Here is a 21134-nt window from a genome sequence, read left to right as displayed (position 1 = left end):
TCGGAGCCGTGGTCAGCAACCCCCATTTCCTCAATGTCCATCGTTTCGGTCCCGAGCAGCCGGCGCAGATCCTGGCGATCCACGGGCTGACTGGACACGGGCTGCGGTGGCGGACGCTGGCGACGCAGCACCTGCCAGGCTTCTCGGTGCTCGCGCCCGACCTGCTGGGCCACGGCAGGTCGTCGTGGGAAGCGCCGTGGACGTTGGACTCCAATGTCACCGCGCTGGCCGACCTCCTCGCCTCCGAGACCGCTCGCCCCGTCGTGGTGGTCGGGCACTCCTTCGGCGGTGCGGTCGCGCTGCAACTCGCCGTCGCGCGCCCGGACCTCGTCGCCTCGCTGGTGCTGCTCGACCCGGCGGTCGGCCTCGACGGCGCGTGGATGGCCAACATCGCCGACGACATGATGGCCTCGCCGTACTACCTCGACCGCGACGAGGCGCGCAACGAGAAGGCGACGGGTTCGTGGGCCGACGTGGATCCGATCGAATTGGACGCCGAACTCGACGAGCACATGATCGAGCGGCCCGACGGCCGCTGCGGCTGGCGGATCAGCATTCCGGCTATGATGTCCTACTGGAGTGAGCTGGCACGCGATTTCGTCGTGCCGCACAAGGGGATTCGCACCACACTGGTCCGCGCCGCCCGTACCCGGCCACCGTATGTCACCGACGCACTGATCACCGCGCTGGACGAGAAGCTCGGCCCCCGGTTCTCGCTCGTCGATTTCGACTGCGATCACATGGTGGCCCAGGCCAAGCCCGCGGAGACGGCCGCGGTGATCCGCGACCGGCTCGAACACGCCTGACCGTGGCCGCCATCACCGACGGACAGGTCGAAGCGGTGCGCGCGCTCGTCGCGTCGATCCCATCGGGCCGGGTCTCGACCTACGGTGATATCGCCTCAGCTGCAGGGCTTTCCAGCCCGCGAATCGTCGGCTGGATCATGCGGACGGATTCGTCGGATCTGCCTTGGCATCGGGTGATCCGGGCCTCCGGACGGCCCGCACCGCATCTCAGCACGCGCCAACTCGAGCGACTGCGGGCAGAGGGTGTGCTCGCCAGCGACGGCCGGATCAACCTGGCCGAAGCGCGCCACGAGTTCTGACCTCAGAGCACCGACCGCACCAGCGCTGCCGTGCGGGCCAGTCCCGGGAACGCCGCAGCCGTCGAGCGCGGGTGCAGGGCGTGCACGGCCAGCCGGAACATCAACGCACGCAACAGCATCTGCGGCCACTCCGGCAGCGGAGTCCACCGCTCGACCAGACCGTCGTCGGCCTCACCCCACGACAGCGCGTCGACGACGACCACGCCGGCCGCCCATGAACTCGGGCGCCAGTAGGGCGTGATATCGGTGATGCCGGGCGCCGCGGTGCCCGCGAAAAGCACTGTGCCGTACAGGTCGCCGTGCACCAGCTGGTTGGGGCTCTTGGTCGGCTTCCGCAGTCCGGCGAGCTGGTTGATCAGATCGATCGAGCGCTGACCGTCGGCCGATCCGGGCGACACCCGCGCGCCCGCCTGCAGCGACTGCAGCGGCCGCTCCTCCCACGCAGCCCGGTCAGCGGCGATGAAGACGTCGACGTCGGCCCACGGCGCGACCGGCGGCTGGGTCAGAAACCGGGGACGCTCCAGTTTGGCCGTCGCCTCATGCAGCCGTACGGCGGACGAGACGACCTCGTCGTGGCGGGGTTCGGGCGTGCCCGCGACGAAGGTATCGGCCCGCCAGCCCGCGACGACATAGCGCCCGTCGGTCGAGCGCACCGGTCTGGCGAGCCGGACACCGTCGACGAAGAGGGTCTCGCGGACCTTCGCCGACCAGGCGGCGCGGGCGTGGTCGGCAACCATGGACAGCACGACTTCACCGCACCGCCAGCCGCCCTCCCAGCCGAGGCCGAGCTCGACGGGACGCAGGCCACTGACGCCGAACGCCGCCAGCACATGGTCTGGCGGCGATTCGTCGGTCGCGGCGGTCACAGCGTCAGGCTACCGTCGCCGCAGGCCGGAAAGGCTTCGCTGACCCAGCTGTGTCGCGGCGCAGGCTAACTCAGTACATGACCATGTCGGGCTCGAGCTGGCGGCCCCACGCCACGATTCCGCCCTGCACATGAAGCGCATCCGAGAAACCGGCCTTCTTCGCGATGGCCAGCACCTCGGCCGAGCGCACACCGGTCTTGCAGTAGAACACCGGGGTCCGGTCGACCTGGAGTTTGGCCAGCGCCTCGCCCGATTCGAACGCCGACTTCGGGATCAGCTCGGCGCCCTCGATGCGGTTGATGTCCCATTCCACTTGTTCGCGGACGTCGATCAGGGTCAGCGGCTTGCCGGAGTCCATCATGTCCCGCAGTTCGCGCGGCGTGACGGTGGATTCGGCCGCGGCCTCGGCGGCGGCGTCGGACACCACACCGCAGAACTGCTCGTAGTCGATCAGCTCGGTGATCTTCGGCGTCGCCGGATCCTTGCGGATCTTGATCGTGCGATACGTCATGTCGAGCGCGTCGTACACCATCAGCCGGCCGAGCAGCGGCTCGCCGATGCCGGTGATCAGCTTGATCGCCTCGGTTCCCATGACCGACGCGATCGACGCGCACAGGATGCCGAGGACGCCGCCCTCCGCGCAGGACGGCACCATGCCGGGCGGCGGCGGCTCGGGGTAGAGGTCGCGGTAGTTGAGGCCCTGCTTTTCGCCCGATGGCGCGTCGGGGGCGTCTTCCCAGAACACCGACACCTGGCCCTCGAAGCGGTAGATCGAGCCCCACACGTACGGCTTGCCCGCCAGCACGGCGGCGTCGTTGACCAGGTAGCGGGTGGCGAAGTTGTCGGTGCCGTCGAGGATCAGGTCGTACTGCTCGAACAGCCCAACCGCGTTGTCGGGCTCCAACCGGACCTCGTGCAGCCGCACGTCGACCAGCGGGTTGATCTCCCGGATCGAGTCCCGCGCGCTCTCGGCCTTCGACCGGCCGATGTCGGACTGGCCGTGGATGATCTGGCGTTGCAGGTTCGACTCGTCGACCACGTCGAACTCGACGATCCCGATGGTGCCGACGCCCGCGGCCGCGAGATACAGCAGGGCCGGCGAGCCAAGCCCGCCTGCGCCGATCACCAGCACGCGCGCGTTCTTCAGCCGCTTCTGACCGTCGAGGCCCAGGTCGGGAATGATCAGGTGGCGGCTGTAGCGCGCGACCTCATCGCGCGTCAGCTCGGCCGCAGGCTCTACCAGCGGCGGCAACGGTGTAGACACCGACACCCTCCTCGATTCGAAGTGCGGTTTGCTTTCCATCACAGCAGTTAGTCAAAGCAACGGCAATCAGCGCCGGGAGCTTCCCGAACTCACGGAATGGGATACGGCCACGGGTTCGGTTTGCAGGTCTTGCCGTCCGCCTTGACCCATTCGGGATCGAACCGGGAGTTGTCGTTGTCGCTCGTGGAGAAGGTCTGCTGCATCATCACCGGCGCCAGCTGCCCGTCCTCGGCGCACGGTTCGTGGCGCTGGTAACCGATGGCGTGGCCCACCTCGTGATTGACCAGGTACTGGCGATAGGCGCCCACATCGCCCTGGAACGGCACCGCACCCCGCACCCAGCGGGCCTCGTTGATGAATACGCGCGGCTGGCCGTCGGGAGCGAAGGCCGGGTTGTAGCAGGACGTCTCGATGGGGATCTCGTAGCCGCAGCCCTCGCGCAACGTCATCGGGGTGGTCAGCGATACCCGGAAGTCGGGTTGGCCGCTGTCGATCCGGGTGAAGGCGAACTGCGGGTTGTGCGTCCAGCTCTTCGGGTTGCCCAAGGTTTGGCTGACCATCCGCGCGAGGTTGTCGTCGCCGCCGAATGAGGTGGTGTCGATGCCGTCCTCCACCTCGACGGTGTAGGTGAACGTCTTGGTGGTGCCCTGCCCGACCTTCGGATCGCTGCCCGCCACGATGTGCCACGTCTTGGCGCCCGCCTCGGTGTAGGGGCCGCCGTCGGGCAGGATGCCGGTCGGCAGGTTGGCGTCGAACTGGGTCAGCCCCTTTGGCGGTGCGCCGACGATCGCGGTGCTGGCCGCGCCGATGGTGGGCGGCCCCTGCGCGGGGCCCTGGTCCTCGTCGGTGCTGGACACGCTGGTACCCGAGACGGTCGAATACACCACCCAGACCGTGAGCGCGACGAGTGCGGGCAGCGCGTATGCGCGCCAGCCATAGGTCGAGACGAACCGGCCGAGCCAGGTCTGCTTCCGCCAGCGGCGCCGCTCGGCGCGGTTGGACCTGGGTCGCCCGGAATCCTCGGCGAGAGGGTCGCGCTGAGCGCGCAGCGGCTCGCGCCACTCGTCGCGCAGCACAGGAACCCGACCCCTGCTCGATTCCGGGTCGCGACGCGGTTGGCCTCCGGCGCTCCGCGTGCGACGCCCCGGCTCGTAGGTCACCGGAACAGGATTGCATAGAGCGTGGCGCACGCAATTCCGGCGCGCCTCCCCAAGACGACCGGCCGTCCTGACGCGGACCTCCATGAATGGGTAGTAGTGTCGATGCGAACGAATCCAGACAGAGGAAGTGATGAGCGAACTCGCCAACGCCACCGATCCGAGAGGTGGCAATTCAGCCGCCAATCGGCGTGGCAGCCGGCTGCCACGCGATGAGCGCCGCGGGCAGTTACTCATCGCTGCCAGCGAGATTTTCGTCGATCGCGGCTACCACGCCGCAGGGATGGACGAGATCGCGGATCGCGCGGGTGTCAGTAAACCTGTTCTCTATCAACACTTCTCGTCGAAGCTAGAGCTGTACTTGGCGGTGCTGGCCCGCCATGTCGACAACCTGGTGTCCGGTGTGCGCCAGGCGCTGCGCACCACCACCGACAACCGGCAGCGGCTGCGCGCCGCGGTGTCCGCGTTCTTCGATTTCATCGAGCAGGACGGCCAGGGCTACCGGTTGATCTTCGAAAACGACTATGTCACCGAGCCGCAGGTCGCGGGTCAGGTCAAGGTCGCGACGGAGTCCTGCACGGATGCGGTTTTCGACCTGATCAGCCGTGATTCCGGCCTCGAGGCGCACCGCGCCAGGATGATCGCGGTCGGTCTGGTGGCGGTCAGCGTCGACTCCGCGCGGTACTGGCTGAACAACGAACGGCCGATCTCCAAGGACGACGCGATCGAGGGCACTGTGCAGTTTGCCTGGGGCGGACTGTCACACGTGCCCCTCACGCGTTCTTGACGGCCTCCGCGCCGACCACACCGAAGCCGACTCGCCGCACGTCGGCGGCGCCGATCTCGACATAGGTGATCTTCGCCGACTGCACCAGGAACCGACGACCCTTTTCGTCGGTCAGCGCGAGCACACCCGAATCCGTGGCCAGCGCATCGGTGATCAGCTTCTCTACCTCGGTGGGAGTCTGCGCGCTGTTGAAGCTGAGCTCGCGCGGGCTGTCCGTGACACCGATCTTGACCTCCACGCTGCACCCCTTCTGAAGACGATTGCGTCTGCGAAACGTTCTTAGGAGAAAGGCTAGTGGACCCGTCACGGTGAACTGAGTCCGGACCGTTACCGACACGCGGAACGCTAAACCTCATCTGTCACTTCTGCCTCGATAGCATCAGGCCTGCACCACTCGAACTGACGAGGATTACGCGCATGAACAGGCCTTCTTCGCCCTGGATGACCGGATCGGTCACCGACCGCAGTCACGACCGTCCCGACTCGGACGACGAGCTCGCCGACGCCGAGGACTACGACGCCTACGCCGATTACGGGCACGACGACTACGACAACGTCGACGATGACGTCCGGTACTACACCGATCAGGACGACCGGCGCTGGCTGTGGGTGGCCAGCGTCGCGGGCATCGTGCTGCTCATCGCCGTAGCGGGCACGATGATGATTCTCAGCGGAAACGACAGCGGCACCACGACCGCGACGGTCTCGCCCGAGACCAGCGCTACCGTGCCCTATCCCAGCGCCGCGCCGTCCCCCAGCGTCCGCAGGGCGCCGTCGGCCACCGCGCTGCCGCCCGAGACCATCACCAGCGTGACGCCGACGCCGACGGCCGCGCCGCCGAGTGCCGTCGCCGAGCCGACCGAAGCCGCGCCGCCGCCCGCGGGCGACCCGCGCACGGTGACCTACACCGTGACCGGTAACCGTCAGCTGTTCGATCTGGTCACGATCATCTACACCGACCAGCAGGGCGCACTGCAGACCGACGTGAACGTCGCACTGCCGTGGACCAAGCAGGTGACGCTGGATCCGGGGGTCCAGCTCAGCTCCGTCACCGCGACCAGCGTGGGCGGGCAGCTCAGCTGCTCGATCACCGACGGGTCTGGCGCGACACTGGCTTCACAGGCCAACAGCACGATGATCGCGAACTGCACCCGCTGAGCGGGTCAGGCCAGGCCGAGCTCCTGCATGCGGGTGCTGTGCGTGTGCTGGAGGCGGTCGAAGAACTGCGTCAGCTGACCCAGCCCGTCGGTGCCCGAGACGACCAGGTCGACGAGTTCGTCGCGGTCGGCGAGAACGAACTGCGCCTGGGTGATGGCTTCGCCGAGCAGCCGGCGCGACCAAAGCGCCAACCGGTGACGCTGCCGCTGGCTGCCGATCACCGCCGCACGGACCTCCGCGACGACGAACTGCGAGTGACCCGTCTCGGCCAGCACGGCGCGCACCACCGCTGAGACGTCGTCGGGCAGCACGTCGGCGATCTCCAGGTAGAAGTCGGCCGCCAGCGCATCGCCGACGTAGGTCTTCACCAGCGCTTCGAGCCAGGTGCTCGGCGTGGTCAGCCGGTGATAGTTCTCCAGCGCAGGCGCGTACCGCGTCATCGCCGCGACTGTGTCGATGCCACGGCGTTGCAGCTCGTCGCGCAGCAACTCGTAGTGCGCCATCTCCGCCGCCGCCATGCTTGCCATGTTGATGCGGCCGGCCAGGTTGGGCGCCATCCGCGCCTCCTCGGTGAGCCGGTAGAAGGCGGCCACCTCCCCGTAGGCCAGCAGCGCGAAAAGTTCGTTGACGCCCGGATGATCGGCCGACACGCCTGAGGCCGCCGAGGTGGCGATGTGCTCCGTTGATGCCGCAGGCTGCGTCGAACTCATGGGCCCAACTGTAGACGGCGACCGGCTGGGCGACCGGAGGGCAAACCTACCGGTATCATGTAAGCAGGCGGTGGCTGCAAACACCTGAGCCGCTACCTAAGAAATGTGCGTGCACGCAGTCGGCCCGCCTAACTCAGCGCAGGGCCCGCGAAGTTTTCTCGTCATACTCGTGCGCGCGTGGACGCGAATGATGACCGACGAGAAAACGGACCGGAAAGGCTTCGCCTAACAAGCATGACTGCACTCAACCCCTCATTTGCCAAACTCGGCGTACGCGACGAAATTGTGCGCGCACTGCTCGAAGACGGCAAAGAGCACACATTTGCCATTCAAGAACTGACTCTGCCGCTGGCCATGGCGGGTGACGACCTCATCGGGCAGGCCCGCACCGGCATGGGCAAGACCCTCGCGTTCGGCGTGCCGCTACTACACGAGATCACCAGCGATCCCGACCGCCCGCTGACCGGCGCGCCCCGTGCGCTGATCGTGGTGCCCACGCGCGAGCTGTGCCTGCAGGTGTACGGCGACCTCGCCGGCGCCGCGAAATACCTCACCGTGGGTGACCGCAAGCTGTCGGTGGTGTCGATCTACGGCGGGCGGGCCTACGAGCCGCAGACCGACGCACTGCGCGCCGGCGCCGACGTCGTCGTCGGAACTCCGGGCCGCCTCCTCGACCTCGCTCAACAGGGCCATCTACGGCTCGGCGGGATCTCGGTCCTGGTGCTCGACGAGGCCGACGAGATGCTCGACCTCGGCTTCCTGCCCGACATCGAGCGCATCCTGCGCCTGACCCCCGACACGCGGCAGTCGATGCTGTTCTCGGCGACGATGCCAGACCCGATCATCACGCTGGCCCGCAGCTTCATGAACCAGCCGACGCACATCCGCGCCGAGTCACCGCAGTCGTCGGCCGTGCACACCACCACCGACCAGTTCGCCTACCGTGCGCATGCGCTCGACAAGGTGGAACTGGTCAGCCGGATACTGCAGGTCCGCGGTCGCGGCGCCACCATGATCTTCACCCGCACCAAGCGCACCGCGCAGAAGGTCTCCGACGAGCTGGGCGAGCGCGGCTTCAACGTCGGCGCGGTTCACGGCGACCTCAACCAGGGCGCCCGCGAGAAGGCGCTCAAGGCGTTCCGCACCGGGGAGATCGACGTGCTGGTCGCCACCGACGTGGCGGCCCGCGGCATCGACATCGACGACGTCACCCACGTCATCAACTACCAGTGCCCCGAAGACGAGCAGGCCTACGTGCACCGCATCGGCCGCACCGGCCGGGCGGGCAAGACCGGCGTCGCGATCACCCTCATCGACTGGGACGAGGTCGCGCGCTGGCAGATGATCGACAAGGCACTGGGTCTCGGCCACCCCGACCCGGCCGAAACCTATTCCAGCTCAGCGCATTTGTACGAAGAGCTGGACATCCCGGCCGACGTGACGGGTTCGATCGGCCCGTCCAGGCCGGCCAAGGCCGCCAAGCGTGCGCCCCGCGACGCGGCCGAGGCGCCGACCCGCACGCGCACCAAGTCGCGTCGCCGCACCCGCGGCGGCAAGGCGGTGAGCGGCCACCCGGAGACTGAGAATGCGGCGCCGACGGCCGACAGCGCAGATACCCCGGCAGCCGCCGACGGCGAGCAGCCGACCCGCAGGCGTCGTCGCCGTCGCCCGCGCAAGGCCGCCGCGGCGACCGCCAACTAGCTGGGGCCGAACCACCCGATGGTCAAACCCGAGCGGCGCACCCGGGCCGACCTGGTGGCAGCCGCGGCGATCGCGCTCGTCGTCGTCGTAGGCGCCGCCCTGATCTGGTGGACCAGCGACGCCAGGGCCACGATCAGCAGACCCGCCGCGTCGCCGGTGAAGACCCTCGCACCGGCGAAGGCCGTGCCGGCCACGCTGCGCGAGCTGTGGACGGCGCCGAGCCCGAAGACGACGAAGCCGGTGCTGGCAGGCGGCAGCTTGGTGACCGGGGACGGCCACGAGGTCGACGGCCGCGATCCTGCGAGCGGCTCGGTGCTGTGGACCTACGCACGCGGCCTCGACCTGTGCGGCGTCACGGCGGTGTACAACTACGCGGTCGCCGTCTACCCCGACAGCCGGGGATGCGGTCAGGTGAGCACCATCGACGGGCAGACCGGTGTGCGCGGCCCGAGCCGCACCGCATACGCCGATCCCGAGGTCGCGCTGTCGTCGGACGGCACCACGGTGCTCGCAGCGGGCGACAGCAGGCTCGAGCTGTGGCGCTCCGACATGGTCCGGATGATCAGCTACGGCGCGCTGGACGCCCGGATCAAGCCCGGCGTCCCGGGCCCGGTGCTGTGCCGGCTGGAGTCCGCGGCGGCCAGCACGGCCGCGGTGTCGGTGCTCGAGTCCTGCCCGGACCAGCCCGACCTGCGGCTGACGGTGCTGCGGCCGGCGAAGGAGGAGGACACCCCCGACCTCAAGTACGTGCCGCTGCCGGGCGTGAAGGCGGACACCGGCGCCCGGGTGGTCGCGGTCTCCGAGACCACCACCGCCGTCTACGTCCCGACACCGAGGCCGTCGCTGATGATCATCGACGAGACCGGGTCGACGACGGCCAACCTTCCGCTGCCCAAACCCGCGTCGCCCGAGGCCGCCGCAACCGGCGCCGGTGACCTGATCACGTGGTGGACGGGTGATGCGGTGATGGTGTTCTCCGCCAGCGGCGTGCAGTACCGCTACACCGTCGGCCCGGTCGACTCCCATGTTCCCGTCGGTCCCGGAACGATGATGGCCGGGCGGCTGATCATCCCGGTCAGCGACGGCGTCGGCGTCTACGACCCGGCGACAGGGGTCAACGAGCGCTTCACTCCGCTGCGGCGCCAGTCCGCACGGTCGGCGGTGGTGCCCGCGGTCGCCGGCTCTGTCCTGCTCGAGCAGCGCGGCCCGTCGCTGGTCGCTCTGGGCTAGTCCCCCCAGTAGCTTCGCTCCTACCCCGCCGGGCGCTAGACCTCCGGCGCGAACGTCGTCAGCGTATTGCCCGACTTCCAGTGCTTGAGCAGCGCGCCCGCCAGTTCGCGGTATGCCTGAGCGCCCTTGTTCTTTCGGCTGGCCAGCACCGACGCGCCCGACGCGGTCGCCTCGGCGAAGCGCACCGTGCGGGGGATCGGCGGCGCCAGCACCGGCATGTCGTAGCGGTCGGCGACGTCGAGCAGCACATCGCGGCTGTGGGTGGTGCGTGAGTCGTACAGCGTGGGAAGCGCACCGAGAAGCGTGAGGTCACCGTTGGTGATCTGCTGAACGTCGTTGATGGTGCGCAGAAACTGGCCGACCCCGCGGTGTGCGAGTGTCTCGCACTGCAGCGGCACGATCACGTCGTCCGCGGCTGTCAGGCCGTTGAGGGTCAGCACGCCCAGCGACGGCGGGCAATCGATGATCACCACGTCGAAATCACCTGCGACCTTGGCCAGGGCGCGCTTGAGCGCATACTCGCGGCCGGCCCGCATCAACAGCATCGCCTCGGCCCCGGCCAGGTCAATGTTGGCCGGCAGCAGCGTCATTCCCTCCGACGTCGACACCAGGGCGGCCGACGGCTCCACGTCGCCGAGCAACACCTCGTGGATCGAGACCGCGAGCTTGTCGGGGTCCTGGCCGAGCGAGAACGTCAGACACCCCTGGGGGTCCAGGTCGACGAGCAGCACCCGCCGCCCCTTCTCCGCCATCGCCGCACCCAACGACGCCACCGTCGTCGTTTTGGCTACCCCACCCTTTTGATTGGCGACCGCAAGTACTCGCGTCACGAGTCCATCCAAGCACGACCGGGGACATCAGCACCCCCCGTGGGGCAGAATCGGCGGGGTGAGTCCCCAGCAGCATCGGCTGCTTCTGCTGCGACATGGCGAGACCGAGTGGTCCCGGAGCGGCAAGCACACCAGCCGCACCGATCTCGACCTCACCGAGGCCGGCCGGCGACAGGCGAAAGCGGCCGGGGAAACCATCGCCCAGCTGAACCTGGAGAACCCCTACATCGTCAGCAGCCCGCGCAAACGCGCGATCGTCACCGCCGAATTGGCCGGTCTGTCGGTCGACGAGGTGAACCCGCTGATCAGCGAATGGGACTACGGCGACTACGAGGGCACGACCACCGAGGAGATCCGCAAGGCCGTGCCGAACTGGCTGGTGTGGACCCACGGCTGCCCCGGCGGCGAGACCACCGCCGAGGTCTGCGAGCGCGCCGACCGGGCGATCGCGCTGGCGTTGGAGCACATGGAGTCCCGGGACGTGGTCTTCGTCGGACACGGACATTTCTCGCGCGCGGTCATCACCCGCTGGGTCGAACTACCGGTGTACGAGGGAATCCGCTTCGCGATGACCGCGGGGTCGATCGCCGTGTGCGGCTTCGAGCACGGCGTGCGTCAAATCAACGCCCTCGGGCTGACCGGATATCCACACCCAGCCGTGTTCCCGTGACGCGCGAACCGACGTTCGTCCTGGCCACCGGCGGCAGCGCCGTCGTCGCCGACGGTGTGCACACCGCGTACCGGAGCATCGCCGAGGCGCGCACCTCGTTGACATCGCACAGCACCCCGATCATCGTGGGCGCCTTGCCCTTTGACATCTCGAGGCCGGCTGCGCTGATCCGGCCGCAGGACGTGGCTTTCCTCGACGAGCTGCCGAAGTGGCCGTTGCGCCCGCTCCCCGGTGTCCGGGTCGCGCAGACCCTGCCGGAGCTCGGCGAGCACCGCGCCCGGATCGCGGCGGCGCTGCAGCGGCTGCGAGACCCCGCGAGCGGGCTGCACAAAGTGGTGCTGGCGCGGGCGCTGCGGTTAGTGGCCGACGGCCCGCTCGACGCACGCACCGTCGTCGACCGTCTCGTCGCCGCCGACCCCGGCACCAACGCCTACCTCGTCGACCTGTCGGCGGCGGGGGCCGACTATTCCGGGACCGTCCTGGTGGGTGCCAGCCCTGAGCTGCTGGTGGCCCGCCAGGGCGAGCGCGTGTTCTGCGCGCCGTTCGCGGGTTCGGCGCCGCGGTTACGCGATCCAGACGCCGACCGGGCCAGCGGAGAGGCGCTGGCCGCGTCGGCCAAGAACCGTCACGAGCACGAACTGGTCGTCGACGCGATGCGCAAAGCACTCGACCCGCTGTGCGTCGATCTGCAAATTCCGCCGACTCCGCAGCTGAGCCGAACCGCAGCGGTCTGGCACCTGTCCACGCCGATCACCGGCCGATTACGCGAAAGATCAACGACTGCATTGGATCTCGCGATTTCGCTGCATCCGACACCTGCGGTCGGCGGGGCTCCGGCGAATGCGGCCGCAGGCCTGATCGGCGAGCTCGAAGGTGACCGCGGTTTCTATGCGGGCGCGGTCGGCTGGTGCGATCAGCGCGGCGACGGGCGCTGGGTGGTGTCCATCCGCGGAGCGCAACTGTCGGCTGACCGCCGTTCCGCCGTCGCGCACGCCGGCGGCGGAATCGTCGCCGAATCCGACCCCGACGACGAAGTCGAGGAAACCACAACGAAATTCACCACGATTCTGTCGGCTCTGGAGGCGCAACCATGATCATCCGGCGCGCCGAGCCCGGCGACGAGGTCGAGCTGACGGCGATGATTCACGAGCTCGCCGAATTCGAGCGGGCGGCCCCCGACTGCACGGTGACCGAAACACAGTTGCGCACCGCCCTTTTCGGAGACGACCCGACGGTTCACGGCCATATCGCCGAGGAGGACGGCAAGGCGGCGGGGGGCGCGCTGTGGTTCCGCAACTTCTCGACGTGGGACGGCGTCGGGGGTATCTATCTGGAGGACCTGTTCGTGCGGCCGCAGTTTCGCCGTCGTGGGCTGGCCAAGGCGATGCTGGCCACGCTGGCGCGCGAATGCGTCGAGAACGGCTACACGCGGCTGTCCTGGGCGGTGCTGGACTGGAACGTCAACGCGATCGCGCTCTACGACGCCGTCGGCGGCCACCAGCAGGACGAATGGATCACCTATCGGGTGTCTGGCCCGCAGTTGTCGGCGCTGGCCGCGGATTCGTCCGAGCGGCCCCCTCAGTGATCGTCGGCGGTGGTTGAATCCTGATTGCCCAGCCACCGCACGGCCGACGGGCTGAACAGCAACACCAGCGTGATGAGCGCAACGACGCCGACCGGTATGCCGTAGACCCATTGACGGGAGCCGACGGCGATGTACCACGACACCGGCAGCAGCAGAAGCTGCGCGAACACCGCGACCCCTCGCCCCCACCGGCGGCCCCTCCACAACGCCCAGCCCGCCGCGAGCACTGCCCCGCCGAGAATCGCGAACCACGCCGCGGTGCCGAACTTGTTCATACCGGGCTCGTCGTCGCTGTCGAGTCCGCTCACGACGTAGATGACCGCCGCCAGCACGCCCGCTGCGCCCTCCAGCGCCACCAGCACGGCGGCCTGTCGAACCGTCGTCGGCGATGGAACCGTCACGACGTTGAGCGTAGAGGTTCGCGGATAGGCTCTTGAGTCGTGCGCGCCGTGCTGATCGTCAACCCCAACGCGACGTCGACGACGGCCGCCGGTCGCGATCTGCTCGCGCACGCGCTGGAAAGCCGCGTCAAGCTGACCATCGCTCACACCGACAGCCGCGGCCACGCCGTCGATATCGCCCGTGACGCCGCCCGTGACGGCATCGACGTGCTGATCGTGCACGGCGGCGACGGAACCGTGAACGAGGTCGTCAACGGCATCCTCGGCGAATGCGGCCCGACCCCGCGCCCCGACGCGCCCGCGGTCGGCGTGGTGCCCGGCGGGTCGGCCAACGTGTTCGCCCGCGCGCTCGGCATCAGCCCAGACCCGACCGAGGCCACCAACCAGCTGATCGACCTGCTCACCGAGCACCGCCGCACCAAGTCCTGGCGCCGCATCGGCCTGATGGACTGCGGTGAACGTTGGGGGGTCTTCACCGCCGGCCTCGGCGTCGACGGGGACGTCGTGGCGGCCGTCGAGGCCCAACGGGACAGGGGCCGCAACGTCACCGCGTCGCGATACATCCGGGTCGCCGTGCGCGAAGTGCTGGCCAGTGCCCGCAAGGAACCGATGCTGACCCTGCACCTGCCCGACCGAGAGCCGGTGGAACGCGTGCACTTCGCGTTCGTCTCCAACTCCAGCCCGTGGACGTACGCGAACACCAGGCCGGTGTGGACCAACCCCAACACGACCTTCGAAACCGGACTCGGCGTCTTCGCGACGACCAGCACGAACGTGTGGGCCAACCTGCGGTTGGTTCGGCAGATGCTGTCGCAGAAGGCCAAGATCCGCGCCAGGCACCTCATTCGCGACGACGACCTGTCCTGGGTGAAGGTGACCGCTGACACACCTATGGCGTGCCAGATCGACGGGGATTACCTCGGATTGCGTCAAAATATGACGTTCCGGGCGGTCCCGGAGGCTCTCGGTGTGGTCGCGCCACCCGTGAATGGCCTCTGAGCTGGATCAACACCCGTACTGCGACTCATCGAGAGCGCAGGTGGTCTGAGTGTAGTACAAACGGATGAGGCTCTTGCGAACAGTCGTCCGTAGTGAGATAGCCCACGAGTTACCGCACGGTATTGACACCTGTTCAGCGTGTGGGAGCATCGAAGTAAGCAACAGTGCAGAAACAATTTGTTCGCGCGTGTTAACAGCCGAAAAAAAGCTCGTGTGCCCCCCTGCGCACATAGTGAGGAGAGTTAGACACCATGGATTGGCGCCACAACGCGGTTTGTCGCGACGAGGATCCGGAACTGTTCTTCCCCGTGGGAAACAGCGGCCCAGCCCTCGCGCAGATCGCTGACGCGAAGCTCGTGTGCAACCGGTGCCCGGTCACGACCGAGTGCCTGACCTGGGCATTGGACTCGGGCCAGGATGCAGGCGTGTGGGGCGGAATGAGCGAGGACGAGCGGCGCGCACTCAAGCGGCGCAACGCCCGCACCAAGGCCCGCACCGGCGTCTAGCCGCACAGCGTTCAACAGTTACGGCCCCGACACAATGTCGGGGCCGTAACTGTTTGCAAATGGAAACTGTCCGAATTACGCAATCAGAGTCAAAATACGCAAACGGCCGCTTACTGCGCGAGCCGAGGCCGCCTGCCGATCGGCACCCGCAGCACCACATCGGTGCCACCCGCGGGCGCGGCATGCATGCCGAGCGAGCCGTCCAGCTCCGCTGACACCAGCGTGCGCACGATCTGCAGACCCAGCCGGTCGGCCTTCTCCAGGCTGAACCCTTCGGGCAGGCCGCGGCCGTCGTCGTGGACGACGACGTCCAGCCAGCGTGCCGACCGCTCCGCGGAAATGGTCACGCAGCCGGGCTGAGTCGCGCCGGCGAACGCGTGCTCCATGGCGTTCTGCACCAACTCGGTGATCACCATGACCAGCGCGGTGGCGCGGTCGGCGTCGAGCACGCCGAGGTCACCGACCCGGCTGATGCGGATCGGGGTGTCAACGGCGGCAACGTCGTTCATCATCGGCAGGATCCGGTCCACCACGTTGTCGAGGTTGACCTCCTCGTCCACCGACATCGACAGCGCGTCGTGCACGAGCGCGATCGACGACACCCGGCGCACGGACTCGATCAGCGCTTCGCGGCCCTCGGGGTTGTTGGTGCGTCGGGCCTGCAGCCGCAGCAGCGACGCGACGGTCTGCAGGTTGTTCTTCACCCGATGGTGGATCTCGCGGATGGTGGCGTCCTTGGACAGCAGCGCGCGGTCGCGACGCTTGATTTCGGTGACGTCGCGGATGAGCATGGCCGCGCCCGCCGCCTCGCCGTGCACGACCAGCGGCAAGGTGCGGAGCAGGACCGCCGCGCCGCCCGCGTCGACCTCCATCCGCATGCTGGAGCCGCCGACCAGTGACTCGCGCACGTGTTCGGACAGTTCATGCGCCTCGAACGGATCGGAGATCAGCGGCCTGGTCACCGCAACCAGGTTCTGGCCCTCCAGTTCTGCGTTCAGGCCCATGCGGTGGTAGGCAGACAGCGCGTTGGGGCTGGCGAACACCACGACACCTGCGACGTCCAGCCGGATGAAGCCGTCACCGACGCGGGGGCTGGACCGCGAGACCGACAGCTCGCCGACGTTGGGGAAGGTGCCCTCGGAGAGCATGTGCAGCAGGTCGACCGCGCAGTCGAGATAGGCGCGTTCCAGTGGGCTGGCCGTGCGGGCCGGAAACGCGGCCTGATGGGTGAGGACGGCGACGACGTGGTTGTTGTAACGGACCGGCACCGCCTCGATCGAAATGTCGCCGTCGGCGGCCGAACCCGGTTGACGTTGTTCGCTTTCGCGCCCGATCGCGCCCGACTTGAAGGCCGCGGTGACAAGGGGCAGGTGGCCGGCATCGGCCTGGGTCCCGACGGCGTCGGCCAGCAGAACCGTCGGCGCGGTGTTGGGTCTGCACTGCGCCACACACACCAGCGCGCCGTCGTCGCGCCGCACCCACATCAGGTAGTCCGCGAACGAGAGGTCGGCCAGCAGCTGCCACTCGCCGACCACGGCGTGCAGGTGGTCGACGGCGTTGCCGGGCAGCATGGTGTGCTCGGCGAGCAGGTCACCGAGGGTGGACATCGGGCCCTACGAAAGAAGCCAGCGCTAGCTGATCACCGCGATGAGGTCGCCGGCCTGGATGACGTCGCCGACGGACACACTCACCTTGCTGACCGTTCCGGCGACCTCGGCGAGCACCGGGATCTCCATCTTCATCGACTCCAGCAGCACCAGGGTGTCGCCCTCACCGATCTGATCGCCCTCGTTCACCACGACCTCGAGCACACTGGCCACGATTTCGGCGCGAACATCCTCGGCCATCTTCACCCCTTTCGGCTGCTGCATGCCGTCCTATCGAACCACAACCGCATGGGGCGCAGCCCTGTCAGGAGCCCATGAGACACTGGTTCATCCGCGCCCGCAGGATGCGGGCAGCACAAACCCCTGGATTAAACGGAGGTAGCACCATGGCCAAGCGTGGCCGCAAGAAGCGTGACCGCAAGCATTCGAAGGCCAATCACGGCAAGCGCCCGAACGCCGGTTCGAAGTCGGTGCGCTAGGTCCGTTAGCCCCGAGTGATCGTGGTCCGGCTGATTTGGATGCGCAGCCGCTGACGGAGCGCCTCTGGTGCCCTCTCCCCGCCGCATTTCTTGGCGATCAGCTTCTTGACCCGCTCCTCGACGCCGTAGTGGCGAAGGCAGGCCGGACACTCCTCGAGGTGATGCTTGAGCTTGTCGCGGCTCTCGGCGGTGCATTCGCCGTCCAGCAGCGTCCATACCTCGGCGATCACCGCCGCGCACTCCGGGTGCTCGGGGTCAACCGGGCCTGCCGGCGCGGTCCAGCGCTCTTCATCGTCACGGTGGGTCATGACGACACCTCCTCGGGGGTGTCGAGCTGTCCCCGAATGAAACCACGATCCTTGGCCACATCGGCCAGTAACTCGCGGAGTTGGCGCCTGCCGCGGTGCAACCGCGACATCACCGTGCCGATGGGGGTCTGCATGATCTCGGCGATTTCCTTGTACGGGAAGCCTTCGACGTCGGCGTAGTACACCGCCATCCGGAACTCCTCGGGCAGCGCCTGCAGGGCTGCCTTGATCTCGCTGTCCGGCAATGCCTCCAGCGCCTCCACCTCCGCTGAGCGCAGTCCCGTCGAGGAATGCTCGGCGTTGGCTGCCAGCTGCCAGTCGGTGATCTCCTCGGTCGGATACTCCGCGGGCTGGCGTTGCTTCTTGCGGTAGCTGTTGATGTAGGTGTTGGTCAGAATGCGGTACAGCCAGGCCTTGAGGTTTGTGCCCTCGCGGAACGAGCGAAAGCCCGCGTAGGCCTTCACCATGGTCTCCTGCAGCAGATCCTCCGCGTCGGCCGGGTTGCGCGTCATGCGCAGCGCGCCGCCGTAGAGCTGATCGAGCAACGGGATCGCATCGCGCTCGAATCGCGCGGTCAGCTCCGCATCGGACTCTTCGGCTCTCACGGGCGCCGACGTTGCCGGCGCGCTGTCGGGCGCCGGGCCGCCTAAGTCGGTCATCCTCGGGAACACCGTCCCTTCCGTAGAGGCGCCGCCGATCACGTCGAGCAACTGCACTCCACGCACTGGGCCTTCTATGGCCAACGCTGGCACCTGGGTACCCCCTTCTTCGATCCTAAAGGTTGAGGTCGACATCTTTTCCTTCGCAGGCCGGGCTTCGGCCGTCACTAAACCCATCAACAGCCGGTATGGCGGCGGTTGTTCCCTTAGTCACCGCCGTACGGCGGATTCGCGCCGGTTCTAGGCTGAGACGGTGGCGCGTGCGGCTACCCCGGCGATCAAGGCCCTACAGGCCGCCGAAATCGCTCACGAGCTGCTGCGATACCACCACGACCCGCAGAACGGGTCATTCGGCGACGAGGCCGTCAACGAACTCGCCGGCGTCGACGGCATCGATCCCGGCCAAGTCTTCAAGACGCTGATCGTCGCGCTGCCCAGCGGTCTGGCCGTTGCCGTGCTGCCGGTGGCCTCTCAGCTCTCGCTCAAGGCCACCGCGGCGGCTCTCGGCGTGCCCAAGGCCTCGATGGCCGACCGGGCGGCGGCCGAACGCTCGACCGGCTACGTGATCGGCGGGATTTCACCGCTCGGCCAGCGCAAGGCGCTGCCGACGGTCGTCGACGGCTCGGCGCTGAGATGGGACCGCGTGCTGTGCAGCGCAGGCAAGCGCGGCTGGGACGTCGCCGTGGCTCCACAGGACCTCATCCGGCTGACCCGCGCGGTGACCGCCGACATCCGCGCGAACTAGGGTGAGCGCCATGACGCTTGCCGGCAAGACCATGTTCATCTCCGGCGCCAGCCGCGGTATCGGGCTGGCGATCGCCAAGCGCGCCGCCGCCGACGGCGCCAACATCGCGCTGATCGCAAAGACCGCCGAACCGCATCCCAAGCTGGAAGGCACGGTGTACACCGCAGCCAAGGAGCTGGAGGCGGCGGGCGGGCAGGCGCTGCCCATCGTCGGCGACATCCGCGACGGCGACTCGGTCGCCGAAGCGGTGGCCAAGGCCGTCGAGCAGTTCGGCGGCATCGACATGTGCGTGAACAATGCCTCGGCGATCAACCTCGGTTCGATCACCGAGGTGCCGCTGAAGCGGTTCGACCTGATGAACGGCATCCAGGTGCGCGGCACCTATGCCGTCAGCCAAGCCTGTGTCCCGCACATGATCGGCCGCGACAACCCGCACATCCTCACCCTGTCACCGCCGGTGCGGCTCGAGCCCGAGTGGCTCAAGCCCACCGCTTACATGATGGCCAAGTACGGAATGTCGTTGTGCGCCTTGGCATTGGCCGAGGAACTGCGCGGCGAGGGCATCGCATCCAATACACTCTGGCCGCGCACGCTGGTGGCCACCGCGGCGGTGCAGAACCTGCTCGGCGGCGACGAGGCGATGGGTCGCGCCCGCAAGCCCGACGTGTACGCCGACGCCGCGTACGCGGTGCTGAACAAGCCGTCGCGCGAGTACACCGGCAACGCACTGTTGTGTGAGGACGTGCTACTCGAATCGGGCGTCACCGATCTGTCGGTGTATGACTGCGTACCCGGCTCGGACCTGGGCGTCGACCTCTGGGTCGACACCCCGAATCCGCCGGGCTACCAAGCGCCTTAATCGAATTCGATGATGCCGCGGATGTTGCGCCCTTCGCGCATGTCGGTGAAGGCGTCGTTGATCTGATCGAGCCGGTAGCGCTTCGTGATCAACTCGTCGAGCTTGAGGTTGCCGTTGCGGTACAGGGACAACAGCATCGGCATGCTGGCCCGCGGGTTCATTCCGCCGTACAGAAGTCCCTTGAGGGTCTTGCACGACTGGATGAAGTCGATCAGCAACAGCGGCACGATGTTCACGTCGAGCTTCGGTATCGCCGTCATCAGACACGTACCGCCTTTGCGGGTCAGCATCATGGCCGGCGCGAGCAGTTCGGCCGGTAGCACACTCGGGGTGAGCACCACCCGGTCGGCCATCACGCCTGCCGTCATCTCCTGCACCATCGGGATGGCCTCTTCGGCCGACGCGACGGTCTCGGTTGCCCCGAAGAACTTCGCTGAATCCCGCTTGAACTCAACGGGATCGACCGCGACGATGGCCCTGGCACCGGCCGCCCGGGCACCCTGCACGGCGTTGATGCCCACGCCGCCGGTGCCGATGATGACCACTGTGTCGCCAGGCTCGGTCCCGACACCCACCGTCGCCGAACCCCAGCCCGTCGTCACACCGCAGGACACCAGCGACGCGGCTTCGAGTGGGATCGACTCATCAATCTTGATCACCGATTCCTCTGCAAGAACGGCGTATTCGGCGAATGTGCCGAGCTGCGTCATCGCGGTCAGGTCTTCACCGCCGACGTGACGGCGCGCGGTGCCGTCGGTGACCATGCCCTTGTCGAACATCATGGCGCCGTTGTCGCAAAGATAGGTCATCCCCGTGACACACCAGCGGCAACTTCCGCAGGCCGGGATGAACGAAAACGTGACATGGTCACCAGGTTTCACCGACCGGACGCCGGGTCCGACATCTTCGACGATGCCCGCGCCTTCATGTCCGCCGAGCATCGGGAAGAGCTCCGGAACCGTGCCGCCGGTCGCCTCGACCATCGCGGCGAGGCCGGCGGAGAAGACGCCGTCGCCAGTCGAGTAGTGGTTGTCGGAGTGGCAGATCCCGGCCACCGCCATCTTCACCAGCACCTCGCCTTCCCGCGGCGGGTCCAGCGTGATCTCCTGAACCTCCCAATCCCGGCCGATGCCGCGCAGAACGGCGCCCCGGCACTTCATCGGGCACCACCTTTGCGCGTGAAGCCGAATCGCCGCCGTCCGTGGGCGGCGGCCGCCCGCATGAAGCCCATGGCGAGGCGGCCCTTGCGCCGCGAGTATGGGTACCACATCCACTCCTGGAACTTCATCAGCCATGGTCGGCGACCTTTGGGCCCCATCGCTTCCCACTCGGGTTGGCACCGCCGTAGATCGGCGGCCGTGGCGGCCACGGTTTCGGCGGAGTCGTTCGGTACTGCGCCGACGACGGTGCCGTCGGCGGGGTTGCGAACTTCGATGGTGGTGAGCTGCGGCTTGGTCTGCAGATCGGTCATGGGCAAAGCGTGCGCCAACCGAAGGCCCGATTTGCGC

General features: G+C 67.9%; 27 protein-coding genes. 14 read left to right on the top strand and 13 right to left on the bottom strand.

Features of this window, described 5'->3' with window-relative positions; translation table 11 throughout:
* The first annotated feature begins 8 nt into the window (after positions 1 to 8).
* On the top strand, positions 9 to 806 hold the full coding sequence (locus tag QOC76_RS29805; protein ID WP_526363363.1) for an alpha/beta fold hydrolase: 798 nt from the start codon (positions 9 to 11) through the stop codon (positions 804 to 806).
* 2 nt (positions 807 to 808) lie between these two features.
* Positions 809 to 1105 carry an MGMT family protein gene (locus QOC76_RS29800; RefSeq protein ID WP_526363361.1) on the top strand — a complete coding sequence of 99 codons (297 nt, stop codon included), beginning with the start codon at positions 809 to 811 and terminating at the stop codon, positions 1103 to 1105.
* A 2-nt stretch (positions 1106 to 1107) separates the two neighbouring features.
* Here the strand turns inward: QOC76_RS29800 and QOC76_RS29795 are convergent, their stop codons facing one another.
* The 3 genes from QOC76_RS29795 to QOC76_RS29785 form a co-directional block, all read right to left on the bottom strand.
* Entirely contained in the window at positions 1108 to 1971 is an 864-nt protein-coding gene (locus tag QOC76_RS29795; RefSeq protein WP_526363359.1) for a TIGR02569 family protein, read from the bottom strand.
* A gap of 70 nt (positions 1972 to 2041) precedes the next feature.
* The gene (gene moeZ, locus QOC76_RS29790; protein WP_526363357.1) at positions 2042 to 3235 is read right to left on the bottom strand and encodes an adenylyltransferase/sulfurtransferase MoeZ; all 1194 of its coding nucleotides are present in this window, start codon (positions 3233 to 3235) and stop codon (positions 2042 to 2044) included.
* Between the two features lie 89 nt (positions 3236 to 3324).
* Positions 3325 to 4395: a DUF3152 domain-containing protein gene (locus QOC76_RS29785; protein ID WP_526363355.1), complete on the bottom strand. Its 1071-nt coding sequence runs from the start codon at positions 4393 to 4395 to the stop codon at positions 3325 to 3327.
* 130 nt (positions 4396 to 4525) lie between these two features.
* Between QOC76_RS29785 and fasR the strand changes: the two genes are divergently transcribed.
* Entirely contained in the window at positions 4526 to 5179 is a 654-nt protein-coding gene (gene fasR, locus QOC76_RS29780) for an HTH-type transcriptional activator FasR (RefSeq protein ID WP_526363353.1), read from the top strand.
* Here fasR and QOC76_RS29775 read toward each other — a convergent pair.
* On the bottom strand, positions 5166 to 5417 hold the full coding sequence (locus QOC76_RS29775) for a DUF3107 family protein (protein ID WP_526363351.1): 252 nt from the start codon (positions 5415 to 5417) through the stop codon (positions 5166 to 5168). The two genes, fasR and QOC76_RS29775, sit on opposite strands and share 14 nt — an antisense overlap.
* Before the next feature lie 179 nt (positions 5418 to 5596).
* On the opposite strand from QOC76_RS29775, the gene QOC76_RS29770 reads away from it, so the two are divergent.
* Positions 5597 to 6337: an MmpS family transport accessory protein gene (locus QOC76_RS29770; protein ID WP_526363349.1), complete on the top strand. Its 741-nt coding sequence runs from the start codon at positions 5597 to 5599 to the stop codon at positions 6335 to 6337.
* Between the two features lie 5 nt (positions 6338 to 6342).
* On the opposite strand, the gene QOC76_RS29765 is transcribed toward QOC76_RS29770, so the two are convergent.
* Entirely contained in the window at positions 6343 to 7047 is a 705-nt protein-coding gene (locus QOC76_RS29765) for a ferritin-like fold-containing protein (protein WP_526363347.1), read from the bottom strand.
* Positions 7048 to 7281: 234 nt separating this feature from the next.
* On the opposite strand from QOC76_RS29765, the gene QOC76_RS29760 reads away from it, so the two are divergent.
* Positions 7282 to 8748, top strand: coding sequence for a DEAD/DEAH box helicase (locus tag QOC76_RS29760; RefSeq protein WP_526363345.1), 1467 nt, complete (start codon positions 7282 to 7284; stop codon positions 8746 to 8748).
* 18 nt (positions 8749 to 8766) lie between these two features.
* Positions 8767 to 9978, top strand: coding sequence for an Rv3212 family protein (locus QOC76_RS29755; RefSeq protein ID WP_526363343.1), 1212 nt, complete (start codon positions 8767 to 8769; stop codon positions 9976 to 9978).
* A 35-nt stretch (positions 9979 to 10013) separates the two neighbouring features.
* On the opposite strand, the gene QOC76_RS29750 is transcribed toward QOC76_RS29755, so the two are convergent.
* The gene (locus QOC76_RS29750) at positions 10014 to 10808 is read right to left on the bottom strand and encodes a ParA family protein (protein ID WP_526363341.1); all 795 of its coding nucleotides are present in this window, start codon (positions 10806 to 10808) and stop codon (positions 10014 to 10016) included.
* 58 nt (positions 10809 to 10866) lie between these two features.
* On the opposite strand from QOC76_RS29750, the gene QOC76_RS29745 reads away from it, so the two are divergent.
* Genes QOC76_RS29745 through QOC76_RS29735 form a run of 3 tightly spaced genes read left to right on the top strand, consistent with a single transcriptional unit; the run spans position 10867 to position 13063 of the window.
* Entirely contained in the window at positions 10867 to 11478 is a 612-nt protein-coding gene (locus QOC76_RS29745) for an acid phosphatase (protein WP_526363339.1), read from the top strand.
* Entirely contained in the window at positions 11475 to 12572 is a 1098-nt protein-coding gene (locus QOC76_RS29740) for an isochorismate synthase (protein ID WP_526363337.1), read from the top strand. The genes QOC76_RS29745 and QOC76_RS29740 overlap by 4 nt, the downstream gene beginning before the upstream one ends.
* A complete protein-coding gene (locus QOC76_RS29735) occupies positions 12569 to 13063 on the top strand; it encodes a GNAT family N-acetyltransferase (protein WP_526363335.1) in 495 nt (164 codons plus the stop codon). Before QOC76_RS29740 ends, QOC76_RS29735 begins: the two co-directional genes overlap by 4 nt.
* Here the strand turns inward: QOC76_RS29735 and QOC76_RS29730 are convergent.
* Positions 13057 to 13464: a hypothetical protein gene (locus QOC76_RS29730; RefSeq protein WP_526363333.1), complete on the bottom strand. Its 408-nt coding sequence runs from the start codon at positions 13462 to 13464 to the stop codon at positions 13057 to 13059. The two genes, QOC76_RS29735 and QOC76_RS29730, sit on opposite strands and share 7 nt — an antisense overlap.
* A gap of 39 nt (positions 13465 to 13503) precedes the next feature.
* On the opposite strand from QOC76_RS29730, the gene QOC76_RS29725 reads away from it, so the two are divergent.
* Entirely contained in the window at positions 13504 to 14463 is a 960-nt protein-coding gene (locus QOC76_RS29725) for a diacylglycerol/lipid kinase family protein (RefSeq protein ID WP_526363331.1), read from the top strand.
* A 251-nt stretch (positions 14464 to 14714) separates the two neighbouring features.
* Positions 14715 to 14969 (top strand): transcriptional regulator WhiB1, encoded by a 255-nt coding sequence (gene whiB1 / locus QOC76_RS29720; RefSeq protein ID WP_526363329.1) that lies wholly within the window; start codon positions 14715 to 14717, stop codon positions 14967 to 14969.
* A 110-nt stretch (positions 14970 to 15079) separates the two neighbouring features.
* Here whiB1 and pdtaS read toward each other — a convergent pair whose 3' ends face one another.
* Together pdtaS and QOC76_RS29710 are read right to left on the bottom strand one after the other, a co-directional pair.
* The gene (gene pdtaS, locus QOC76_RS29715; protein WP_526363327.1) at positions 15080 to 16576 is read right to left on the bottom strand and encodes a two-component system sensor histidine kinase PdtaS; all 1497 of its coding nucleotides are present in this window, start codon (positions 16574 to 16576) and stop codon (positions 15080 to 15082) included.
* A gap of 24 nt (positions 16577 to 16600) precedes the next feature.
* A complete protein-coding gene (locus QOC76_RS29710; protein ID WP_014208824.1) occupies positions 16601 to 16816 on the bottom strand; it encodes a biotin/lipoyl-binding carrier protein in 216 nt (71 codons plus the stop codon).
* Between the two features lie 146 nt (positions 16817 to 16962).
* On the opposite strand from QOC76_RS29710, the gene QOC76_RS29705 reads away from it, so the two are divergent.
* Positions 16963 to 17055 carry a 50S ribosomal protein bL37 gene (locus tag QOC76_RS29705; RefSeq protein WP_003882799.1) on the top strand — a complete coding sequence of 31 codons (93 nt, stop codon included), beginning with the start codon at positions 16963 to 16965 and terminating at the stop codon, positions 17053 to 17055.
* Between the two features lie 5 nt (positions 17056 to 17060).
* Here the strand turns inward: QOC76_RS29705 and rsrA are convergent, their stop codons facing one another.
* Together rsrA and QOC76_RS29695 are read right to left on the bottom strand one after the other, a co-directional pair.
* Positions 17061 to 17363: a mycothiol system anti-sigma-R factor gene (rsrA, locus tag QOC76_RS29700; protein WP_526363324.1), complete on the bottom strand. Its 303-nt coding sequence runs from the start codon at positions 17361 to 17363 to the stop codon at positions 17061 to 17063.
* Positions 17360 to 18022, bottom strand: a complete 663-nt coding sequence (locus QOC76_RS29695; protein ID WP_526363378.1) for a sigma-70 family RNA polymerase sigma factor — start codon at positions 18020 to 18022, stop codon at positions 17360 to 17362. The genes rsrA and QOC76_RS29695 overlap by 4 nt, the downstream gene beginning before the upstream one ends.
* Before the next feature lie 253 nt (positions 18023 to 18275).
* On the opposite strand from QOC76_RS29695, the gene QOC76_RS29690 reads away from it, so the two are divergent.
* Together QOC76_RS29690 and QOC76_RS29685 are read left to right on the top strand one after the other, a co-directional pair.
* Positions 18276 to 18767 carry an aminoacyl-tRNA deacylase gene (locus QOC76_RS29690; protein ID WP_526363322.1) on the top strand — a complete coding sequence of 164 codons (492 nt, stop codon included), beginning with the start codon at positions 18276 to 18278 and terminating at the stop codon, positions 18765 to 18767.
* 10 nt (positions 18768 to 18777) lie between these two features.
* On the top strand, positions 18778 to 19626 hold the full coding sequence (locus tag QOC76_RS29685; RefSeq protein ID WP_526363320.1) for an SDR family oxidoreductase: 849 nt from the start codon (positions 18778 to 18780) through the stop codon (positions 19624 to 19626).
* Here QOC76_RS29685 and QOC76_RS29680 read toward each other — a convergent pair.
* On the bottom strand, positions 19623 to 20786 hold the full coding sequence (locus QOC76_RS29680) for an NDMA-dependent alcohol dehydrogenase (RefSeq protein WP_526363318.1): 1164 nt from the start codon (positions 20784 to 20786) through the stop codon (positions 19623 to 19625). The genes QOC76_RS29685 and QOC76_RS29680 overlap by 4 nt on opposite strands.
* Positions 20783 to 21097 carry an aldehyde dehydrogenase family protein gene (locus tag QOC76_RS29675; RefSeq protein ID WP_526363316.1) on the bottom strand — a complete coding sequence of 105 codons (315 nt, stop codon included), beginning with the start codon at positions 21095 to 21097 and terminating at the stop codon, positions 20783 to 20785. The genes QOC76_RS29680 and QOC76_RS29675 overlap by 4 nt, the downstream gene beginning before the upstream one ends.
* Positions 21098 to 21134: the final 37 nt, after the last annotated feature.

It is taken from the genome of Mycobacterium sp. (assembly GCF_032159565.1).
GTDB lineage: Bacteria > Actinomycetota > Actinomycetes > Mycobacteriales > Mycobacteriaceae > Mycobacterium.
The sequence above is the reverse complement of the archived record's forward strand: the minus strand, read 5'-3'. Positions and strand labels throughout refer to the sequence as shown.